Consider the following 17,110-nt stretch of genomic DNA (forward strand, 5'->3'; position numbering starts at 1 on the left):
TCTCGGGATCCTCGTATTTCGGAGTTCAGTCGCGCAGTCTGAAGCGCTGAATCTTGCCGGTCTGGGTTTTTGGCAGCGCATCGGTGAAAACCACTGAGCGGGGATATTTGAAAGGAGCAATGACCGCCTTCACGTGGTCCTGCAGACGTTTGACCGTCAGTTCATCGCGGGCGACATCACCCGCAAGGACCACATGCGCTTCGACAATCTGACCGCGTGCCTCGTCCGGGCGTCCGATGACCGCGCATTCGCTGACATCGGGATGCGCAAGCAGGGCGGCTTCAACCTCGGGGCCGGCAATATTGTAGCCGGACGAGACGATCATGTCGTCGGAGCGCGCAGCGAAATGGAAGTAGCCGTCCTCGTCCTGCACGAAGGTATCGCCGGTAAGGTTCCAGCCGTCGCGCACATATTCCTCCTGACGGGCGTCCGAAAGATATCGGCAACCGGTCGGTCCGCGCACGGCGAGCCGGCCCGGTGTGCCGCGCGGCACTTCATTCATGTCGTCGCCGACAACCTTTGCCTGGTAGCCGCTCACCTCCTTGCCGGTGCAGGCGGGGCGGGAATCGCTGAAGCGGTTGGAAATGAAGATATGCAGCATCTCGGTTGCGCCGATACCGTCGAGCATCGGGCGTCCGGTTTTCTTCAGCCAATCGTCGTAGACGGGACCAGGGAGGGTTTCGCCGGCTGATACGGCCGCGCGCAGCGACGAAAGGTCGGCGCCTTCATCCATCGCGGCCAGCATTGCGCGGTAGGCTGTCGGGGCGGTGAAGCAGATCGTAGCCTTATAGGTCTGGATGATCTCGACCAGGTTCGGCGGCGTTGCCTGTTCGAGCAGGGTGGCGGCCGCACCGAAGCGTAGCGGAAAGACGGCCAGCCCACCGAGACCGAAGGTGAAAGCAAGGGGCGGGGAACCAACGAAAACGTCGTCCGGCGTTACCTTTAGCACTTCCTTCGCATAGCCGTCGGCAATGATCAGAATGTCCCGGTGGAAATGCATTGTTGCCTTGGGCTCGCCGGTCGTACCGGAAGTGAAACCGAGCAGGGCGACATCGTCCCGGCCTGTTTTCACGCTCTTAAAGCGGACCGGCTTGTTCAACGCCAGGCGGTCGAGTTCGGCATCGTGGTTGGCGGTGCCGTCAAAGCCGATGACCTTCTTCAGGTGTTTGCTGTCCTTGGCGCAGGAAACCAGCTCGTCCATCAGGCGGGTGTCGCACAGGGCGAGCGTTATCTCGGCCTTGTCGACGATCTTCTTCAGTTCCGCAGCCCGCAGCATCGGCATGGTGTTGACGACGACGGCACCCGCCTTCGTGGCCGCGAGCCACACCGCAACCATTGCGGGATTGTTTGCCGAGCGGATGAGGATGCGGTTCCCGGGCTTGACGCCGAGCTCTTCGACCAGAGCGTGGGCGATGCGGTTGGTCCAGTCGGCCAGCTCCTTATAGGTGCGCATGCGGCCGTTGCCGATCAGCGCGGTGTGGTCGCCGAAGCCTTTTGCAACCATCGCGTCGGTGAGTTCGTGGCCCGCATTCAGCCATTCGGGGTAGTCGAAGCCGGCGAGCAGGAACTGCGGCCAAAGATCGGACGGCGGAAGATTGTCGCGGGCGAAGGTATCCACATGTCCTGTCGGACCCAGCGTCGTCATTGTGTTACCCCCCGGCCAATGCTGACATGGTCTGGCGCGCGATGATGACCTTTTGCACGTCCGACGCGCCTTCATAGATGCGCAAGGCGCGTATTTCGCGATACAGGCTCTCGACGATGCAGCCCTTGCGCACCCCGTCGCCGCCGTGAAGCTGAACGGCCTTGTCGATCACATCCTGTGCGTGGTCGGTGGCGAACAGCTTTGCCATCGCGGCCTCGCGGCTGACGCGCGGCGCTCCGCTGTCTTTCAGCCATGCCGCCCGGTAGACGAGCAGGGCGGCGGCATCGATGTCGAGCGCCATGTCGGCTATGTGACCCTGCACCATCTGCATGTCGAAAAGCGGGGCGCCGAAAAGCTCACGATTGGCGGCGCGGCCGACACTCTCGTCGAGGGCGCGGCGCGCGAAACCAAGGGCGGCGGCGGCCACGGTCGAGCGGAAAACGTCAAGCACCGACATTGCGATGCGGAAACCTTCGCCCGGTTTTCCGATCATCGCCGATGCCGGTATGCGGCAGCCATCGAACGCCAGACGGGCGAGGGGGTGCGGGGCAACGACGTCGATGCGCTCGGCGACTGTCAGGCCAGGTGTGTCGGCGGGAACGACAAAGGCCGACAAACCCTTGGCGCCCGGTGCCTCGCCGGTACGGGCGAACAGGGTGTAGACGTCAGCAATTCCGCCATTCGAAATCCACGTTTTCTCGCCGTCGAGCACGTAGCTGTCGCCATCGCGCTTCGCGGTTAGAGCGAGGTTGGCGACGTCCGACCCGGACGCCGGCTCCGAAAGCGCGAAGGCCGAAATGGCTTTGCCGGCCCGCGTTCTGGGGAGCCATTCCCGTTTCTGCCGGTCGTTGCCAAACAGCGAGATGGCGCCGGTGCCGAGACCCTGCATCGCGAAAGCGAAATCGGCCAGCCCGTCATGGCGGGCCAATGTCTCGCGCATCAGGCAGAGGCTGCGGACGTCGAGGGATGAGTTCGGGTCGTCCGGGTCGACCGCGGTAAGCTTGAGCCAGCCACCTTCTCCAAGCGCGGCAACGAGATCGCGGCAGGCGGCATCGGTATCCGCATGGTCGATTGCCGCCAGATTCGCGGATGCCCAATCGTCGATCCGGGCGGCCAGGGCGCGGTGACGATCATCGAAAAAAGGCCATTCCAGGAAGCTGCGATCGGCCATCAGTTGCCCTCGAAAACCGGCTTTTGCTTGTTGGCGAATGCCTCATATGCGCGGCGGAAATCCTGCGTCTGCATACAGATCGCCTGCGCCTGTGCCTCGGCTTCGATGGCCTGCTCGATGCCCATGTTCCATTCCTGCGCGAGCATCGTCTTGGTCATCATGTTGCCAAAGGTCGGCCCGTCGGCGATGCGGTTGGCAAGGGCCAGAGCTTCGTCCTCAAGCACGGCAGGGTCGACCAGGCGGCTGAAAAAGCCCCAGCGTTCGCCTTCCTCAGCGCTCATCGAGCGGCCTGTGTAGAGCAGCTCCGCCGCACGGCTCTGGCCGATGATGCGCGGCAGGATCGCGCAGGCACCCATGTCGCAGCCGGCAAGTCCGACGCGGTTGAACAGAAAAGCCGTTTTGGCTGCCGGAGTGGCGATGCGGATATCGGACGCCATCGCGATGATGGCACCGGCGCCGGCCGCCACGCCGTCGACCGCGGCGATGATGGGCTTGCCGCATGCGATCATCGCTTTGACCAGGTCGCCGGTCATGCGCGTGAATTCCATCAGGCCCTTCATGTCCTTGTCGAGCAGCGGCCCGATGATCTCGAACACATCCCCGCCTGAGCAGAAATTGCCGCCGTTCGGTCCGAAGATCACGACCTTGATGTCGTCGCGGTAAACCAGCGCACGGAACCAGTCGCGCAGCTCGGCATAGGATTCGAAGGTCAGCGGGTTCTTGCGCTCAGGGCGGTTGAGCGAAACGCGGGCGATGGCTCCTTCGATCTCCAGCAGAAAATGCCGGGGGGTGTCGCTACTCATCAGTCGCCCTTTCCGTGTTCGCGGATTGCCTGCATATGCGCTGCCGCCTCTGCTGAGATACGGTCGAGCGAGTGGCCGAGTTCGCGGGCTTCCGCCGCGCTGACGCCGCCAAACAGACCGTCGACCCAGCTTTCATGCGCCTCGGCCAATGCATCGAATTCGCGCCTTCCTGCGGCCGTGAGGCCAACAACCATCACGCGGCGGTCGTTTTCCACCGGCGTACGCTCGATCATGCCTTCTGAAACCAGCCTGTCGACGATGCCGGTCACGTTGCCGTTGGATACTTTGAGCTCGGACGAGAGTTCAGTCATCCGCAAACCGTCAGGCGCGCGCCGCAGGGCGGCCATGACGTCGAAGCGCGGCAGCGTGGTTGCATGCTGCGCGCGCATGCGTTCGCGCAGGTCGGCTTCCACCAGCCGCGTGGCCTTCAGCAGTTTCAGCCACAGACGCAGGCGGTCCTTGGACAGGCCTGCGCTTTCCGCGTGGAGATTGGTTCCGGCGGATTCGACCGTAGCGCTCACGTCTCGCCTCCCGTGATAACCAGCCCATGTCCGTTGACCATGGTAGCTTCCGGCGAGGCAAGATAGCGGACCGCGGCCGCCACTTCTTCCGGTTTGACAATGCGGCCCGACGGCTTTTGACCGAAAACACGGGCTTCCGCCTCGTCGCGGCCGATGTCGAAACGCTTCATGACGTTGGCGACCGCGGTCTCGGCCATTGGGGTGTCGACCCAGCCCGGGCACACAGCGTTGCAGGTGATGCCGTGTCTTGCGACTTCCAGCGCAAGCGATTTGACCAGACCCATGACACCGTGTTTGGCAGCGGCGTAGGCTGCCGTGTTCGCCTCGCCATGCAGCCCCGCGATCGAAGAGATGGCAATCAGTCTGCCGCCGCTTTTCATGCCTGCGAGGGCTTCGCGGAATGTCAGGAAGACACCGGTCAGGGTAACGGCGAGCGTGGTGTTCCAGAGATCGAGGCTGGTGTCGGCGACGCGCGCCGCGCGACCCATGCCGGCATTTGCAACAACGATGTCGAAAGGCGTGTCGAACAGTGCCTTCATGGAGGCTTCGTCGGCAACGTCGGCGGTACGGCATTCCATGCCGCGGCCGCCATCGGTTTCCTGCAACGCGTCAAGCCTGCGCCCGGCAATGGTGACATGATCGCCGCCGGCGGCAAAATCGCGTGCCACTGCGCGTCCGATGCCGGAGCCGCCGCCGGTGACGAGGACGCGCCTCATGCCCTGAGCTCCATTTCGGCGGCACGGTCTGCGAGGCGCCACAGCTGATTGCGACCGGGCAGGTAGGGATCGGGCCACTTCTCGCTTCGGTCGCCCAGATCGCTGGCGGCATGCAACGTCCAATAGGGGTTGGTCAGGTGCGGCCGCGCCAGGCAGACAAGGTCGGCACGGCCTGCCATCAGAATCGAATTCACATGGTCCGGCTCGTAGATGTTGCCGACCGCCATCGTCGCCATTTGCGCTTCGTTGCGAATACGGTCGGAGAAGGGCGTCTGGAACATGCGCCCGTAGACAGGCTTTGCAAGCGTCGATGTCTGTCCGGCGGAAACATCGCAGATGTCCACGCCGGCTTCCTTCAAAGCGAGTGCAATGTCGACGGCGTCCTGCGGTGTCACGCCATCGGCGCCGACCCAGTCGTTGGCCGAGATGCGCACCGACACAGGCTTGTGCTTCGGCCACGCCTCGCGCACGGCATGATAAACCTCAAGCGGCCAGCGCATGCGGTTCTCCAGGCTGCCGCCATATTCGTCGTCGCGTCGGTTGGTCAGCGGCGTGATGAAGGACGAGAGCAGATAGCCGTGCGCCATGTGCAGCTCGATCATGTCGAAACCGGCGCGCTCGGCCATCTCGGCCGCCTCGACAAACTGGTCGCGCGCCAGGTCCATGTCGGCGCGGGTCATTGTCTTCGGTGTCGCGTTGTCCTTCGACCAGGCGACACCCGACGGCGAAAGAATGTCCCAATTGCCGCTTTCCAGCGGCGCGTCGGCATCTTCCCAGCCAAGCTGCGTTGAGCCTTTGGCGCCTGCATGGCCGATCTGCATGCAGATTTTCGCATCGGATTCGGCATGGACGAAATCGACGATCCGCTTCCATGCGGCCTCATGCTCCGGCGCGTAGGTGCCGGGGCAACCGGGCGTGATGCGGCCTTCAGGCGATACGCAGGTCATCTCTGTGTAAACGAGGCCGGCGCCGCCCTTGGCTCGCTCGCCGTAGTGGACCAGGTGCCAGTCCGTCGGGCAGCCGGCCACCGCCTTGTACTGCGCCATGGGCGAGACCACGATGCGGTTCTTGAGCTTCATATCCCTGAGGTGGAATGGCGCGAACATGGGATGGCGCACGGGAGCGTTGTCCGGGGCCCCGGCCTGCCGCTGGAACCACAATTCGGCGCTTTCCAGCCATTCGCGGTCGCGCAGGCGCAGGTTCTCGTGGCTTATGCGCTGCGAGCGAGTGAGAAGCGAGTAGTTGAACTGAACCGGGTCGAGGTCGAGATACCGCTCCACCTCCTCGAACCACTCCAGCGAGTTGCGCGCGGCCGATTGCAGCCGCAGAACCTCGAGGCGCCGCTCTTCCTGGTAACGTTCGAACGCCTTTTCGAGCGTGGGTTCGCTGTGCAGATAATCCGCCAGCGCGATCGCGCTGTCGAATGCAAGCCGCGTTCCCGAGCCGATGGAGAAATGCCCCGTCGCGGCGGCGTCGCCCATCAGCACGACGTTGCCGTTGTACCAGCGGTCGCAAATCACGCGCGGAAAGTTCATCCAGACGGCAGAGCCGCGCAGGTGGTTGGCATTCGACATCAGGCTGTGGCCGCCGAGATGATCGGCAAAGACCTTCTCGCACACAGCGATGCCTTCTTCCTTGGACATGTGCTCGAAGCCCCAATTGTCCCAGGTCTGCTGCGTGCATTCCACGATCACCGTGGCGGTGTTTTCGTCGAACTGGTAGGCGTGGATCCACATCCAGCCATGTTCGGTCTCTTCGAAGATGAAGGTGAAGGCATCGTCGAACTTCTGATGCGTGCCAAGCCAGATGAACTTGCACAGCCGCATGTCTATATCGGGCTTGAAGACGCCCTCATATTCCTTGCGTACGAGGGAGTTGATGCCGTCGCAGGCAACCACCAGATCGTAATCCTTGCGGTACTCGTCAGCGGATTTGAATACGGATTCGAACTGCAGGTCGACGCCCAGTTCGCGGGCGCGGGCCTGCAGGATGAGCAGCAGCTTCATGCGGCCGACACCGGCAAAACCGTGACCGCCCGATACGGTGCGCTTGCCGCGATGGATGACCGCGATGTCGTCCCAATAAGCAAAGGCCGATTCGATCTCGGCTGCGCTCTGCGGATCGTTGGTCCGCAGTCTGCTCATCGCGTCATCGGAAAGCACGACGCCCCAGCCGAATGTGTCGTCGGCCCGGTTACGCTCGATGACCGTTACCTCGTGAGAGGGGTCGCGCAGCTTCATTGAAATGGCGAAATACAACCCAGCCGGTCCGCCACCCATGCACAGGATCCGCATCGCGCTCCTCCTTGTTCGATCATCGAAAGGCTAGCAGGGAGCGCAGATATTTCAAGCTTAAAATTTATTGGCCCAAGCGTGATCCGGATCGTTCGATTCGCCATGCCGGCAAAGGAGCTGTCAGCGGAGCATCAATACCTGGCAAGGGTCGCCCTGGTGCGCTTCAGGCGCATGGGCCTCGCGGACGATCAGGCAGTTTGCGTCGGCGAGCGTGCGCAGCATTGAGGAATCCTGCGTTGCGTACGCTTGCGCGACGGGTTGGCCGCTTCCTTCGACAAGTTTCGCACGCACGTAGTCGCGCCGGTGATCATTGGCCTTCATCGCCTGTCCAAGCACCGCTGTCCGAAGAGGAGGCATAAATTCGCGTCCGGCAAGCCTTGCCACAAGCGGCCGCAGAAAGAGGTGGGCGCAGACGAGGCTCGACACCGGGTTGCCCGGGAGGCCAAGGACGTGGGTGTCGTCAAGCCTGCCGACCATCAGCGGTTTGCCCGGACGCATCGCGATCTTCCAGAAGTCGAGCGACATGCCGAGCCCGGTCAATACGCCGTGAACGAGATCGTGGTCGCCGACGGAAGCGCCGCCGAGGGTGACGATGACGTGTGCGCCCGCTGCTTTCGCGCCGGTCACAGCGTTTTCGATTGCCTCGCGACTGTCCGGCACGATACCGAGATCGAGCGGCTCGCCACCGTCGGCGCGGACGAGGGCACCCACGCCAAATCCATTCGACGCGATGATCTGGTCAGGGCCGGTTTCGGCACCGGGCGGCAGCAGCTCGTCGCCAGTCGCAAGGATCGCAACGCGGGGCCGCGCGATGACCGGCAGGTTCGGATGGTTCGCGGCGGCCGCAAGCGACAGCGCCGCGGGGTCGAGCAGGCGGCCGGCCGGCAAAAGCGCATCGCCCTGGCGGAAATCGAGGCCAGCCTTGCGGATGTGTCGGCCGGCGGCAACGCTTTCCAGTGCCTCAACTCCACCGCCGGTCAATACCCGGGCATCTTCCTGCAGGAGGATGGCGTCGGCGCCATTGGGTACCGGCGCGCCGGTGAAGATGCGTACGGCCTGACCGGATTCCAAAGTTCCATGGAACCGGCTGCCCGCCGCCGCCTCACCGATCACGGCAAGCGTTGCCGGCAGCTTTGCGATATCGCTTGCACGCACGGCATAGCCGTCCATGGCCGATGCGTCGAATGGCGGCTGCGTGCGTTTGGCAGAAACGGGTTCGGCCAGCACACGCCCGGAGGCTTCGTGAAGCGGGACGGTTTCGCCAGGCAGCGTCGCCGCGCCCCCGAGCAGGCGTTGCAGCGCTTCATCGACGGGCAGCAGCGCCATGGCCGAACCTAATCAGCCCCGCGTCTGAAATCGCCGGAGCGGCCGCCGCTTTTTTCGACAAGACGGATGTCGCCGATGTTCATGGTCCGGTCGATCGCCTTGGCCATATCATAGATAGTCAGGCATGCGACGCTGACGGCCGTCAGCGCTTCCATCTCGACGCCGGTCTTGCCCGAAACACGCACCTCGGCGGTGACGCGCAGACCGGGCAGGGCGCTGTCGGGTTCGATGTCCAGCGTCACTTTGTCGATCAGGAGCGGGTGGCAGAGCGGGATCAGTTCACTTGTCTTTTTTGCGGCCATTATCCCGGCGATGCGTGCGGTGCCGAGTACGTCACCCTTTTTGGCGTCGCCCGCGAGTATCGTTTCCAGCGACTGTGCCGTCATCGTCACCCTGCCTTCGGCGCGGGCCAGGCGTACCGTCACCTCCTTGCCGCCGACATCGACCATGTGCGCCGAGCCCGAGCTGCCGATATGGGTGAGGGTGGTGCGATCACCCATTTGCCTACTCCGCAGCCGGGTTGTGCGCCGCGCTGCGTTCGCCGGCCAGAAGGGCACGAGTCGCGGTTGTCACATCGTCCTGGCGCATCAGGCTTTCGCCGACGAGGAAGGTCCTAATGCCGCAATTTGCCAGACGCAGGCAGTCGGCATGTGTGAAGATGCCGCTTTCGCCCACCAGAAGCCGGTCGTCAGGCACCAGCGCTGCGAGCCGCTCGGATGTCTCAAGCGTCGTCTCGAAGGTTCGCAGATTGCGGTTGTTGATACCGACCAGACGCGATTTGAGGCGTAAAGCACGCTCGAGTTCCGCCGCGTCATGAACTTCAATGAGCACATCCATGCCGAGCGCGAATGCCTCATCCTCCAGACGGCGGGCGTCATCGTCGGAGAGGCTCGCCATGATCAGAAGGATCGCATCGGCACCCCAAGCGCGGGCCTCATGCACCTGATAGGTTTCAAACATGAAATCCTTGCGCAGCGCGGGCAGGGTGGTCGCGGCTCGCGCAGCGGTCAGAAATTCGGGCGCCCCCTGAAAAGAGGGCTTGTCGGTCAGCACTGAAAGGCAAGTAGCGCCGCCAGTTTCATAGGCACGGGCGAGCGCCGGTGGATCGAAGTCGACGCGAATAAGTCCTTTTGACGGGCTCGCTTTCTTCACCTCCGCAATCAGCCCGAACCCGCCGTCCCTTTGCGCGCGGTCGAGCGCGGCAAGAAATCCGCGCGGCTTTCCGGCATCGGCGGCACGGGCCCTCAACTCCGCGAGCGGCATGACTGATTTGGCCGCGGCGATCTCTTCGCGCTTATAGTCTTCGATGCGCTTCAGGATATCGGGCATCAGCCTGAACCAACTTCGTTGGAGATCGCGACGACCTTTTCGAGCGCAGCAAGGGCAGCGCCGCTGTCGATAGACTGTTCGGCCTGCGCAACACCTGCCTTGAGATCGGGCGCCTTGCCTGCGACCACCAGGGCGCCGGCAGCGTTCAGCACCGCAATGTCGCGATAGGCGTTCTTCTCCCCCTTCAAAACGGCCTTGAGCGCGGCTGCGTTGTGTCTGGCGTCTCCACCTTTGAGCGTGTCGGGCGATGTGCGGGACAAACCGACTTCTTCGGGCGTGATTTCGAAGGTCCGGACTCTACCGTTCGACAATTCGGCGATGTTCGTAACGCCGGTTGTCGTCATTTCGTCGAGGCCGTCTCCATGAACGACCCAGACTGCTTCCGATCCGAGGTCCTTGAGCACATGTGCGAGCGGTTCCACCCATTGCGGCGCGAACACGCCGACAAGCTGACGTTTCACGCCGGCCGGGTTCGACAGAGGGCCAAGAAGATTGAAGATCGTCCGGGTGCCGAGTTCGACACGTGAGGGGCCGACATGGCGCATTGCCGCGTGATGTGCAGGTGCGAACATGAAGCCCAGACCCGCGCCGCGAACGCATTTGCCAATCGCATCGGGGCCGATCTCGATGTTCACGCCGAGCGCAGCAAGAGCGTCTGCCGTGCCGGATTTGGAAGAGAGTGCGCGGTTGCCGTGTTTGGCCACGGTCGCGCCTGCTCCGGCCGCAATGAACGCCGCACAGGTGGACACATTGTAGGAACCCGACGCGTCTCCCCCGGTACCGACAATGTCGATGGCATCGTCCGGTGCGTCCACCGGCAGCATCCTTGCCCGCATCGCGCTGACCGCCCCAGCAATTTCGGGAACAGTTTCGCCGCGTACGCGCAGTGCCATCAGAAAGCCGCCGATCTGGCTGGGTGTGGCTTCGCCCGACATCATGATGTCGAACGCACCGCGAGCCTCGTCCTGCGTCAGCGGCTCACCGCTTGCGGCCTTGGCGATAAAGCTCTTGAGGTCTGCCATTCCGTCGCGCCTAGAAACTCAATGCCTGGTTGATGGCGCCCTGGTTGATCCGCACCTCGTATTTCGACTGCAGTTCGGCAACCAGTAGGTCGAGCAGGTCGTCGGAAAGACCCTGGGTCAGAGATTCGCGCGTCTGTTCGGCAACGGTGTCCGGCCCGGCGCTTGCCGGCTCGAAGACTTCCGTCACCTTGAACAGAATCTGTGAGCCCTCAGTGCCGCCTCTGACCAGCCCGGTCTCGCCGCGCGCGACGCCGAAAACAGCCGCTACGCCGCTGCGGTCGAGGTCGAGGTCTTCGCTGTCGCGCTTGAGGCCGCGCCGGGTCTTGAGTTCGAGCCCGAGTTCTTCCGCGATCTCGGCGAAGGGTCGTCCGTCGGCCAGCTCCTTGCGAAGCGCTTCCGCCTTCTGTGCCAGCCGGGTCGCCGCCTCATCGTCGCGCCAGTCGGCAACGACCTGGTCGCGGACTTCGTCCAGCGTGCGATCGCGCGCCGGGATGATGTCCGTAACCTCGTAGAAGAGGAAGCCGGTCGCGCCGATGTTGATCGTCGGGTTTTCGATGCCTACGTCGCTGTCGAACGCTTCCGCGAGCAGTTCGCGTTGCTGGGGCAGATTGACTTCGCCGCCGTCGGGCGTGCGACCGCGGCTGTCGACCGCCTCCACCGTTTCCACGGTAAGCCGCAACCGGCTGGCAACTTCCTGCATCGTTTCGCCGCCGGCGCGGGCGTCTTCGTAGGAATCGTGCACATCCAGAAGCACATTGGCCGCTTCCTCGAGAGCGATCTCGGTGCGGATTTTTCCGGCGACCTCGGCAAGCGGCTGGACGTTCGCCGGCTTGATTTCGGTGACCCGGACGAGCACGGATCCGAAATTGCCTTTGACAACGTCGCTCACGCCTCCGGACGGCAAACCGAATGCAATTTCGGCGATTGCCGGGTCGGCAACCCTGTTCTTTGCAAAGGTGCCGAGAAGTACATCGGCCATGGTGCGGCCCTGTTCGGCGACGATGTCCTCGAAGCTGGTGCCGGCCCGGATTTTCTCCAGCGCGGCCTTGGCGTCGTCTTCACTGGCGAACACCAGCTGCTCGATGCGGCGCGTTTCAGCCGTTGTGTAGCGGTCGATGTCGTCGTTGTAGCGGGCTTCCACCGCGTCTGGCAGGACGGCGTCCTCGTCGGCAATGTCTTCCGGCTCGAGCTTGATGTAGGCGATGCCCCGATACTCCGGCGCGGCATAACGCTGCTTGTTGTCATCGAAATATGTCGTCACCTGCGCATCGGTCGGGTCTGCAATGGGCTCAACGATGGATCGGGGCATGACCATCAGTTCAACGGTGCGGTCCTCGCCCTGATAAAGCGCAACGGCGCGCAGATATGCGTCCGGCGTTCGCAGGCCTTCGGCTACTGCGTCCACGATCTGCTGGCGGATGGCTACACGCTCGCGATTGCGCAGATAGTCTTCCGGGCGCATGCCGACCTGGCGCAGCACAAATTCGAACTGCTGACGGTCAAATCGACCATCGGGGCCATGGAATGCGGGATCTTCCGCGGTGAGTTGCGCGAGCCTGTCTTCGGACAGGCCAAGGCGCATCTCGGAGGCTTGCTCGTCGAGGAGCGCTCCTGCAACGAGCTGCGAGAGCACCTGCTGGTCGATACCGAGCGCGGCCGCCTGCTCGCGGGTCAAACGCGTGCCGAACTGGCGCGACATGACGTTGAGCTGGCGATCATAGGCCAGACGGTATTCGACAATCGAAACGCTGGTTTCGCCAGCAGTGAGAACACTGTTGCCGGGGCCGCCGAAAATCGAGCCGGAGATTCCCCACACCGCAAAGCTGAGGACGAGGAGGCCGAGGAGCAACTTTGCGACCCAGGTGGTGGCGGCTTGTCGAAGACTGTCGAGCATGAATGGTCCGGTTTTTCCGTCGAAAACGATGCAAATGACGGCAATAGCGTCCTTGCCGGTCAGTGTCGATTGCTTTGTGTCACGTTTTTGGTAGTCAGGCGCGGCGCCTGAGTGCGTTCTCGCCGCTAACATGCATGGAGTTTGTCGATGACGCCCGGAATTCGCCCGCTGGTTGCAGGCAACTGGAAAATGAACGGCCTTTCGGCATCGCTGCCGGAGCTGACGCTGATCGGCAATGGTTTCATGCGGGGTCTGGATACGGAAGCCGACGCGCTGATCTGCGTGCCGGCGACGCTGCTGGCGCGCGCTGCGCAAGTGCTGTCGGCCACACCGGTCGCTGCCGGCGGCGAAGACTGCCACGTCAATGAAAGCGGGGCGCACACGGGCGACGTTTCGGCGGAGATGCTAAAAGATGCCGGTGCAAGCCATGTGATCGTCGGCCACTCCGAGCGCCGCGCCGACCATGGCGAAACCGACGCTGTTGTGGCGCAGAAGGCGGAAGCCGGATGGCGCGCGGGGCTTGTTTCGATCATTTGTGTCGGCGAAACGCGCGAGCAACGCGATGCCGGCCGCACGCTGGAGGTGCTATCGGGCCAGATCGAAGGCTCGGTACCCGCATCGGCGACACCGGATAATACCGTTGTCGCCTATGAACCCGTGTGGGCGATCGGCACCGGGCTTACCCCGACCGTGGACGATGTTGCGGCGGCACATGCGCATATTCGTGCGCAGCTTGCCGGAAAGCTGGGAGCGGGGGCAGACAAGATGCGCCTGCTCTACGGTGGCTCGGTCAAGCCTGGAAACGCACGCGAGCTGCTGGCTGTGGCAAATGTCGACGGGGCCCTGATCGGCGGCGCCAGCCTTAAGGCCGCCGATTTTCTGGCGATTGCCGAGGCTTATCAGCAGATTTGAGCCCCCGGCGGTGCCGGTCATTGCATTGACGGTGCGGACGAACCATATCGACTTGGACCTTCGGGGCTTGGAAAAGCCACGAAATGCGTATATTCCGCCGCGCGAACCATAAGCGGCGTACAATTGGCCGCGAAAGCTTCCGGAACCTCAAATGCAAACCATCGTTATCGTCATCCACCTGCTTGTCGTCGTTGCGCTCGTCGGCGTCGTGCTGCTTCAGCGCTCCGAGGGCGGGGGTCTCGGTATCGGCGGGGGTTCCGGGTTCATGACCGCCCGCGGTGCTGCAAATGCGCTGACGCGCACGACCGCGTTTCTGGCCGTGGCCTTTTTCGCCACCTCGCTGGCGCTGTCGATCATTGCCCGCTATGGCGCACAGCCCGTCGACATTCTCGAGCGTCTGCCCTCGACAGGCGGCACGGAGCAGAGCGGCGGCATTCTGGATCAGCTCGGCGGCAATGAGGCGCCGGCAGAATCTGCCCCTGCCGAAGAACCGGCGATTCCCAACCAGTAAGGGACGCCGGCAGCCGTTGCCAAACGGCAACGGCGCGCGAGATCACGTAAAATTTCTTGCCGAGACCTGAAGCCTGCCTTGAGCACAAGGCAGGTGCGGCGCTATGAATGGCAAAGAAAGTCGGGCCGCTGCGCCCGGGCTGTCAAACAAGCAAGCGAACACCGGTTTTGGGGCGAGGCCATGCTTTTTCGCAATTTGGTATTGATTGGCGCATTTGTGGTGGTTTGTGCCTTGCCGGCCGGCCAGGCAGCCGCGAAGGACGAGGCCTACGAAATTGCCGTCGTCAACAAGGGCGAACTGCGCAGCGAAGTTTATGAGTCCAAAGGGCTGTTCAGCGGCCTGTTCGGTGGCAAGAAGGAGCTGCTGCCGGAGACCAAGGAGCTCGACAAGGCGCTTGATGCAAAAAACAAGAAGCGCCGCTTCAAGGTCAAGGAATCGTTCGAGCCGCAGTCGGTGAACTATCAGAGCAAATACCGCCGCGGCACGATCATCATCGATCCAAAGAACAAATATCTCTACCTGATCGAAGGTTTTAACAGCGCCCGCCGCTACGCTATCGCGGTCGGCCGCGAAGGCCTGGGCTTCTCGGGCACCGCCACCGTTGGCGACAAGCAGGAGTGGCCGCGCTGGACGCCGACCAAGGACATGCAGAAGCGGGAACCCGGCAAATACGGGCGCTACAAGGACGGCATGGACGGCGGCGTGAACAACCCGCTCGGCGCGCGCGCCATCTATCTCTATCAGGGCAAACGCGACACCCATATCCGCATCCACGGCACCAACCAGCCGCAGACGATCGGCACTGCCTCGTCGAATGGCTGCTTCCGCATGATCAACGATCATGTGATCGACCTTTACAAGCGCGTGCGCATGGGCACTCAGGTCGTGGTTCTCTAGACTTCCGGGGCACGGTTCGCCGGGTCTGCCCAACGGTCCGTCGGCTAGGTGACCGCGTCGAGGATCGGAAGTACCGTCTCGACGATTCTGGCTGAAGAACCTTTGGAGCCGAATTGCTGCGGCCCTTTTTCGGCTGCCTTTGCCAGAAATGCGTCATCGCCGATCAATTCGATAAGCCGTCGCGCCGATGCGCCGAGTATCTCGTCATCCGCCGGGCGGTCACCGACCAGCACCGACAGGTCGCCGTGGATGCGGTACTGTGCTTCAGCGAAGCGGTAATTGAACTGTGGCCCTTCGCCGGGAAACATCAAGGACGGTTTGCCAAGCGCAAGCGCCTGATCCGCTGCCTGTCCGGCCATGGCGACAACGAGCGTCGACGCTTCCAGAATGTCGGCGAATGCATTGTCGTAGCAACGGATTTCGGCCGTCACACCCTTGGCGATTTTCTTGCGGAGCACGCCTTTGGCCAGCATCGCCCAGCCTTCAGCTGTGGCGAGATCGACCGCGCGCGACATCAGTGACGGCACAAGCGCGGCGCGAAAGGCAAGCACTTTGCGCCCGGGCATCTCCGCGGCGAGCCGCACTGCCTTCTCGGCAAAACGCAGCTGCAGGCGGAAGTTGCGTTCGGCTTCCGGGATGCGGGAGCCGGGGAGCAGCCCAATGGTGGCGGCTCCCGCAGGCACACGCAGATCGACTCCGCCAGGCAGCAAATAGTCCATGCTTGGCATGCCGCCATAGGCAACGCGTGGAAAACCCTGGCGCTTCAGGTCGATGGCGGTAGCCGAATCTCGGGTGATCACCATCCGGCAGCGGGGCGAGCGAAAATACCATCTGAGCGGCGGGTCGAGATTGAGCTTGCCTTCGTAGAGTGCGGAAAGCGATGCGATAAACGAGATGAAAGGGCGCTTCGACCCGAATGCGAAAGTCTGGCTGAAGGTGTCGCCGGTTGCGAAAACAAGATCTACTATCGGCGCGATGCTGCGCATCGCCCTCCATTGATTGATCGTGTTGCCGATCAGACCGGCCCGGATGTCGCCGATCAGCTTGCTGCGCTGGACATAGGTGAAACCGCCCGAGGGCAGCACGAGCGTAGGCCCCACAATCGGCACGTCGATGCCGCGATAGGCACCACCTTCTCCGACGAGCGGCAGGGCAAGCGGTTCAAGGTCGGGAACGGCTTCGCGCAACGCCCGTATGGCATAGGAGGTGTCGGTGTCCTCGCCATGCCCGTTGGAAATGAACAGGATCTTCTTGGTCACGCTGGAAAGCCGCTCCGCGTAGGCAGGTCAGATATACTGACTGCCCTTCATGCTGGTGTGGCCGTCGCGGCCGATGATGATGTGATCGTGTACGGTGATGCCGAGCGGCTTCGCCGTATCGATGATCGTGCGGGTCATGTCGATGTCTGCCCGCGAGGGCGTCGGGTCGCCCGAAGGATGGTTGTGAACGAGGATGATTGCAGTCGCCGATAGCTCGAGCGCGCGGCGCACGACTTCGCGCGGGTAAACCGGTGTGTGATCGACCGTGCCGGTCTGCTGCACCTCGTCGGCGATCAGCAGGTTCTTCTTGTCGAGAAACAGAATTCGGAACTGCTCGCGTGGCTCGAACGCCATGGCTGCGCGGCAATAGGTAATCACATCGGTCCAGGATGACAGAACCTGACGTGCGGACACCGCGCCACGGGCCATTCGTTCGGCTGCGGCTGCGACAACCTTGATCTCAAGCGCTGCACTTTCGCCGATGCCTTCCACCTCACGAAGCAATTTCAACGGTGCGCCAAGAACTTCCGCGAAGGAGCCGAAACGCGCCAGCAACGTTTTTGCCGCCGCCTTGGTGTCGGCGCGCGGGATCACCCGGAACAGCATCAATTCCAGCAGTTCGTAATCCTGAAGTGTGCCTGTGCCGCTCTGCTGGAACCTGTCGCGCAGCCTTTGCCGGTGGCCATGATAGTGCGGTTTCCGGTCCTCTTTTCCGGGTCTGGCCGGCGGAGGCATTTCGGCGAAAAACCGCTTCTCGTCGTCCGCGTGCGCCATTTCAGCCGATGCCCGAGTTCTGATACTTGGTGCCGG

The 17,110-nt window shown here is 62.9% G+C and carries 16 protein-coding genes; 3 read left to right on the forward strand and 13 right to left on the reverse strand.

The window, feature by feature from the left end; genetic code table 11:
- Positions 1-25: 25 nt before the first annotated feature.
- The 11 genes from EP165_RS13230 to EP165_RS13280 all read right to left on the reverse strand — a co-directional run bounded on the left by EP165_RS13230 (position 26) and on the right by EP165_RS13280 (position 12,721).
- Positions 26-1,645: an AMP-binding protein gene (locus tag EP165_RS13230; protein ID WP_127523284.1), complete on the reverse strand. Its 1,620-nt coding sequence runs from the start codon at positions 1,643-1,645 to the stop codon at positions 26-28.
- 4 nt (positions 1,646-1,649) lie between these two features.
- Positions 1,650-2,816, reverse strand: a complete 1,167-nt coding sequence (locus EP165_RS13235) for an acyl-CoA dehydrogenase family protein (protein WP_127523285.1) — start codon at positions 2,814-2,816, stop codon at positions 1,650-1,652.
- Positions 2,816-3,619: an enoyl-CoA hydratase family protein gene (locus EP165_RS13240; RefSeq protein WP_127523286.1), complete on the reverse strand. Its 804-nt coding sequence runs from the start codon at positions 3,617-3,619 to the stop codon at positions 2,816-2,818. Before EP165_RS13240 ends, EP165_RS13235 begins: the two co-directional genes overlap by 1 nt.
- Entirely contained in the window at positions 3,619-4,140 is a 522-nt protein-coding gene (locus EP165_RS13245) for a MarR family winged helix-turn-helix transcriptional regulator (RefSeq protein ID WP_245440136.1), read from the reverse strand. The genes EP165_RS13240 and EP165_RS13245 overlap by 1 nt, the downstream gene beginning before the upstream one ends.
- Positions 4,137-4,856 (reverse strand): SDR family NAD(P)-dependent oxidoreductase, encoded by a 720-nt coding sequence (locus tag EP165_RS13250; protein ID WP_127523287.1) that lies wholly within the window; start codon positions 4,854-4,856, stop codon positions 4,137-4,139. The genes EP165_RS13245 and EP165_RS13250 overlap by 4 nt, the downstream gene beginning before the upstream one ends.
- Positions 4,853-7,150, reverse strand: a complete 2,298-nt coding sequence (locus EP165_RS13255; RefSeq protein ID WP_127523288.1) for a bifunctional salicylyl-CoA 5-hydroxylase/oxidoreductase — start codon at positions 7,148-7,150, stop codon at positions 4,853-4,855. The genes EP165_RS13250 and EP165_RS13255 overlap by 4 nt, the downstream gene beginning before the upstream one ends.
- 120 nt (positions 7,151-7,270) lie before the next feature.
- A complete protein-coding gene (locus EP165_RS13260) occupies positions 7,271-8,476 on the reverse strand; it encodes a molybdopterin molybdotransferase MoeA (protein WP_127523289.1) in 1,206 nt (401 codons plus the stop codon).
- A gap of 8 nt (positions 8,477-8,484) precedes the next feature.
- The gene (gene moaC, locus EP165_RS13265) at positions 8,485-8,976 is read right to left on the reverse strand and encodes a cyclic pyranopterin monophosphate synthase MoaC (RefSeq protein ID WP_127523290.1); all 492 of its coding nucleotides are present in this window, start codon (positions 8,974-8,976) and stop codon (positions 8,485-8,487) included.
- 4 nt (positions 8,977-8,980) lie between these two features.
- On the reverse strand, positions 8,981-9,805 hold the full coding sequence (trpC, locus tag EP165_RS13270) for an indole-3-glycerol phosphate synthase TrpC (RefSeq protein ID WP_127523291.1): 825 nt from the start codon (positions 9,803-9,805) through the stop codon (positions 8,981-8,983).
- Positions 9,805-10,827 (reverse strand): anthranilate phosphoribosyltransferase, encoded by a 1,023-nt coding sequence (gene trpD, locus EP165_RS13275; RefSeq protein ID WP_127523292.1) that lies wholly within the window; start codon positions 10,825-10,827, stop codon positions 9,805-9,807. The genes trpC and trpD overlap by 1 nt, the downstream gene beginning before the upstream one ends.
- Positions 10,828-10,837: 10 nt before the next feature.
- Complete coding sequence (locus tag EP165_RS13280) at positions 10,838-12,721, reverse strand: SurA N-terminal domain-containing protein (protein WP_127523293.1); 1,884 nt, start codon at positions 12,719-12,721, stop codon at positions 10,838-10,840.
- Between the two features lie 147 nt (positions 12,722-12,868).
- On the opposite strand from EP165_RS13280, the gene tpiA reads away from it, so the two are divergent.
- The 3 genes from tpiA to EP165_RS13295 all read left to right on the forward strand — a co-directional run bounded on the left by tpiA (position 12,869) and on the right by EP165_RS13295 (position 15,041).
- Positions 12,869-13,633, forward strand: a complete 765-nt coding sequence (gene tpiA / locus EP165_RS13285; RefSeq protein WP_127523294.1) for a triose-phosphate isomerase — start codon at positions 12,869-12,871, stop codon at positions 13,631-13,633.
- A gap of 151 nt (positions 13,634-13,784) precedes the next feature.
- The gene (gene secG, locus EP165_RS13290; protein ID WP_127523295.1) at positions 13,785-14,144 is read left to right on the forward strand and encodes a preprotein translocase subunit SecG; all 360 of its coding nucleotides are present in this window, start codon (positions 13,785-13,787) and stop codon (positions 14,142-14,144) included.
- A 180-nt stretch (positions 14,145-14,324) separates the two neighbouring features.
- Positions 14,325-15,041: a L,D-transpeptidase family protein gene (locus EP165_RS13295; protein WP_127523296.1), complete on the forward strand. Its 717-nt coding sequence runs from the start codon at positions 14,325-14,327 to the stop codon at positions 15,039-15,041.
- Between the two features lie 44 nt (positions 15,042-15,085).
- On the opposite strand, the gene EP165_RS13300 is transcribed toward EP165_RS13295, so the two are convergent.
- Together EP165_RS13300 and radC are read right to left on the reverse strand one after the other, a co-directional pair.
- Positions 15,086-16,300 (reverse strand): lipid-A-disaccharide synthase-related protein, encoded by a 1,215-nt coding sequence (locus EP165_RS13300; RefSeq protein ID WP_127523297.1) that lies wholly within the window; start codon positions 16,298-16,300, stop codon positions 15,086-15,088.
- A gap of 27 nt (positions 16,301-16,327) precedes the next feature.
- Entirely contained in the window at positions 16,328-17,074 is a 747-nt protein-coding gene (radC, locus tag EP165_RS13305; protein WP_127523298.1) for a RadC family protein, read from the reverse strand.
- Between the last annotated feature and the right edge of the window lie 36 nt (positions 17,075-17,110).

Source organism: Mesorhizobium sp. Z1-4 (assembly GCF_004000235.1).
Lineage (GTDB): Bacteria > Pseudomonadota > Alphaproteobacteria > Rhizobiales > Rhizobiaceae > RCIO01.

What these genes read in the sequence shown, in the direction of transcription:
- EP165_RS13230 (WP_127523284.1), bottom strand. Translation starts at nt 1,645, where the DNA reads ATGACGACGCTGGGTCCGACAGGACATGTGGATACCTTCGCCCGCGAC.
- EP165_RS13235 (WP_127523285.1), bottom strand. Translation starts at nt 2,816, where the DNA reads ATGGCCGATCGCAGCTTCCTGGAATGGCCTTTTTTCGATGATCGTCAC.
- EP165_RS13240 (WP_127523286.1), bottom strand. Translation starts at nt 3,619, where the DNA reads ATGAGTAGCGACACCCCCCGGCATTTTCTGCTGGAGATCGAAGGAGCC.
- EP165_RS13250 (WP_127523287.1), bottom strand. Translation starts at nt 4,856, where the DNA reads ATGAGGCGCGTCCTCGTCACCGGCGGCGGCTCCGGCATCGGACGCGCA.
- EP165_RS13255 (WP_127523288.1), bottom strand. Translation starts at nt 7,150, where the DNA reads ATGCGGATCCTGTGCATGGGTGGCGGACCGGCTGGGTTGTATTTCGCC.
- EP165_RS13260 (WP_127523289.1), bottom strand. Translation starts at nt 8,476, where the DNA reads ATGGCGCTGCTGCCCGTCGATGAAGCGCTGCAACGCCTGCTCGGGGGC.
- moaC (WP_127523290.1), bottom strand. Translation starts at nt 8,976, where the DNA reads ATGGGTGATCGCACCACCCTCACCCATATCGGCAGCTCGGGCTCGGCG.
- trpC (WP_127523291.1), bottom strand. Translation starts at nt 9,805, where the DNA reads ATGCCCGATATCCTGAAGCGCATCGAAGACTATAAGCGCGAAGAGATC.
- trpD (WP_127523292.1), bottom strand. Translation starts at nt 10,827, where the DNA reads ATGGCAGACCTCAAGAGCTTTATCGCCAAGGCCGCAAGCGGTGAGCCG.
- EP165_RS13280 (WP_127523293.1), bottom strand. Translation starts at nt 12,721, where the DNA reads ATGCTCGACAGTCTTCGACAAGCCGCCACCACCTGGGTCGCAAAGTTG.
- tpiA (WP_127523294.1), top strand. Translation starts at nt 12,869, where the DNA reads ATGACGCCCGGAATTCGCCCGCTGGTTGCAGGCAACTGGAAAATGAAC.
- secG (WP_127523295.1), top strand. Translation starts at nt 13,785, where the DNA reads ATGCAAACCATCGTTATCGTCATCCACCTGCTTGTCGTCGTTGCGCTC.
- EP165_RS13295 (WP_127523296.1), top strand. Translation starts at nt 14,325, where the DNA reads ATGCTTTTTCGCAATTTGGTATTGATTGGCGCATTTGTGGTGGTTTGT.
- radC (WP_127523298.1), bottom strand. Translation starts at nt 17,074, where the DNA reads ATGGCGCACGCGGACGACGAGAAGCGGTTTTTCGCCGAAATGCCTCCG.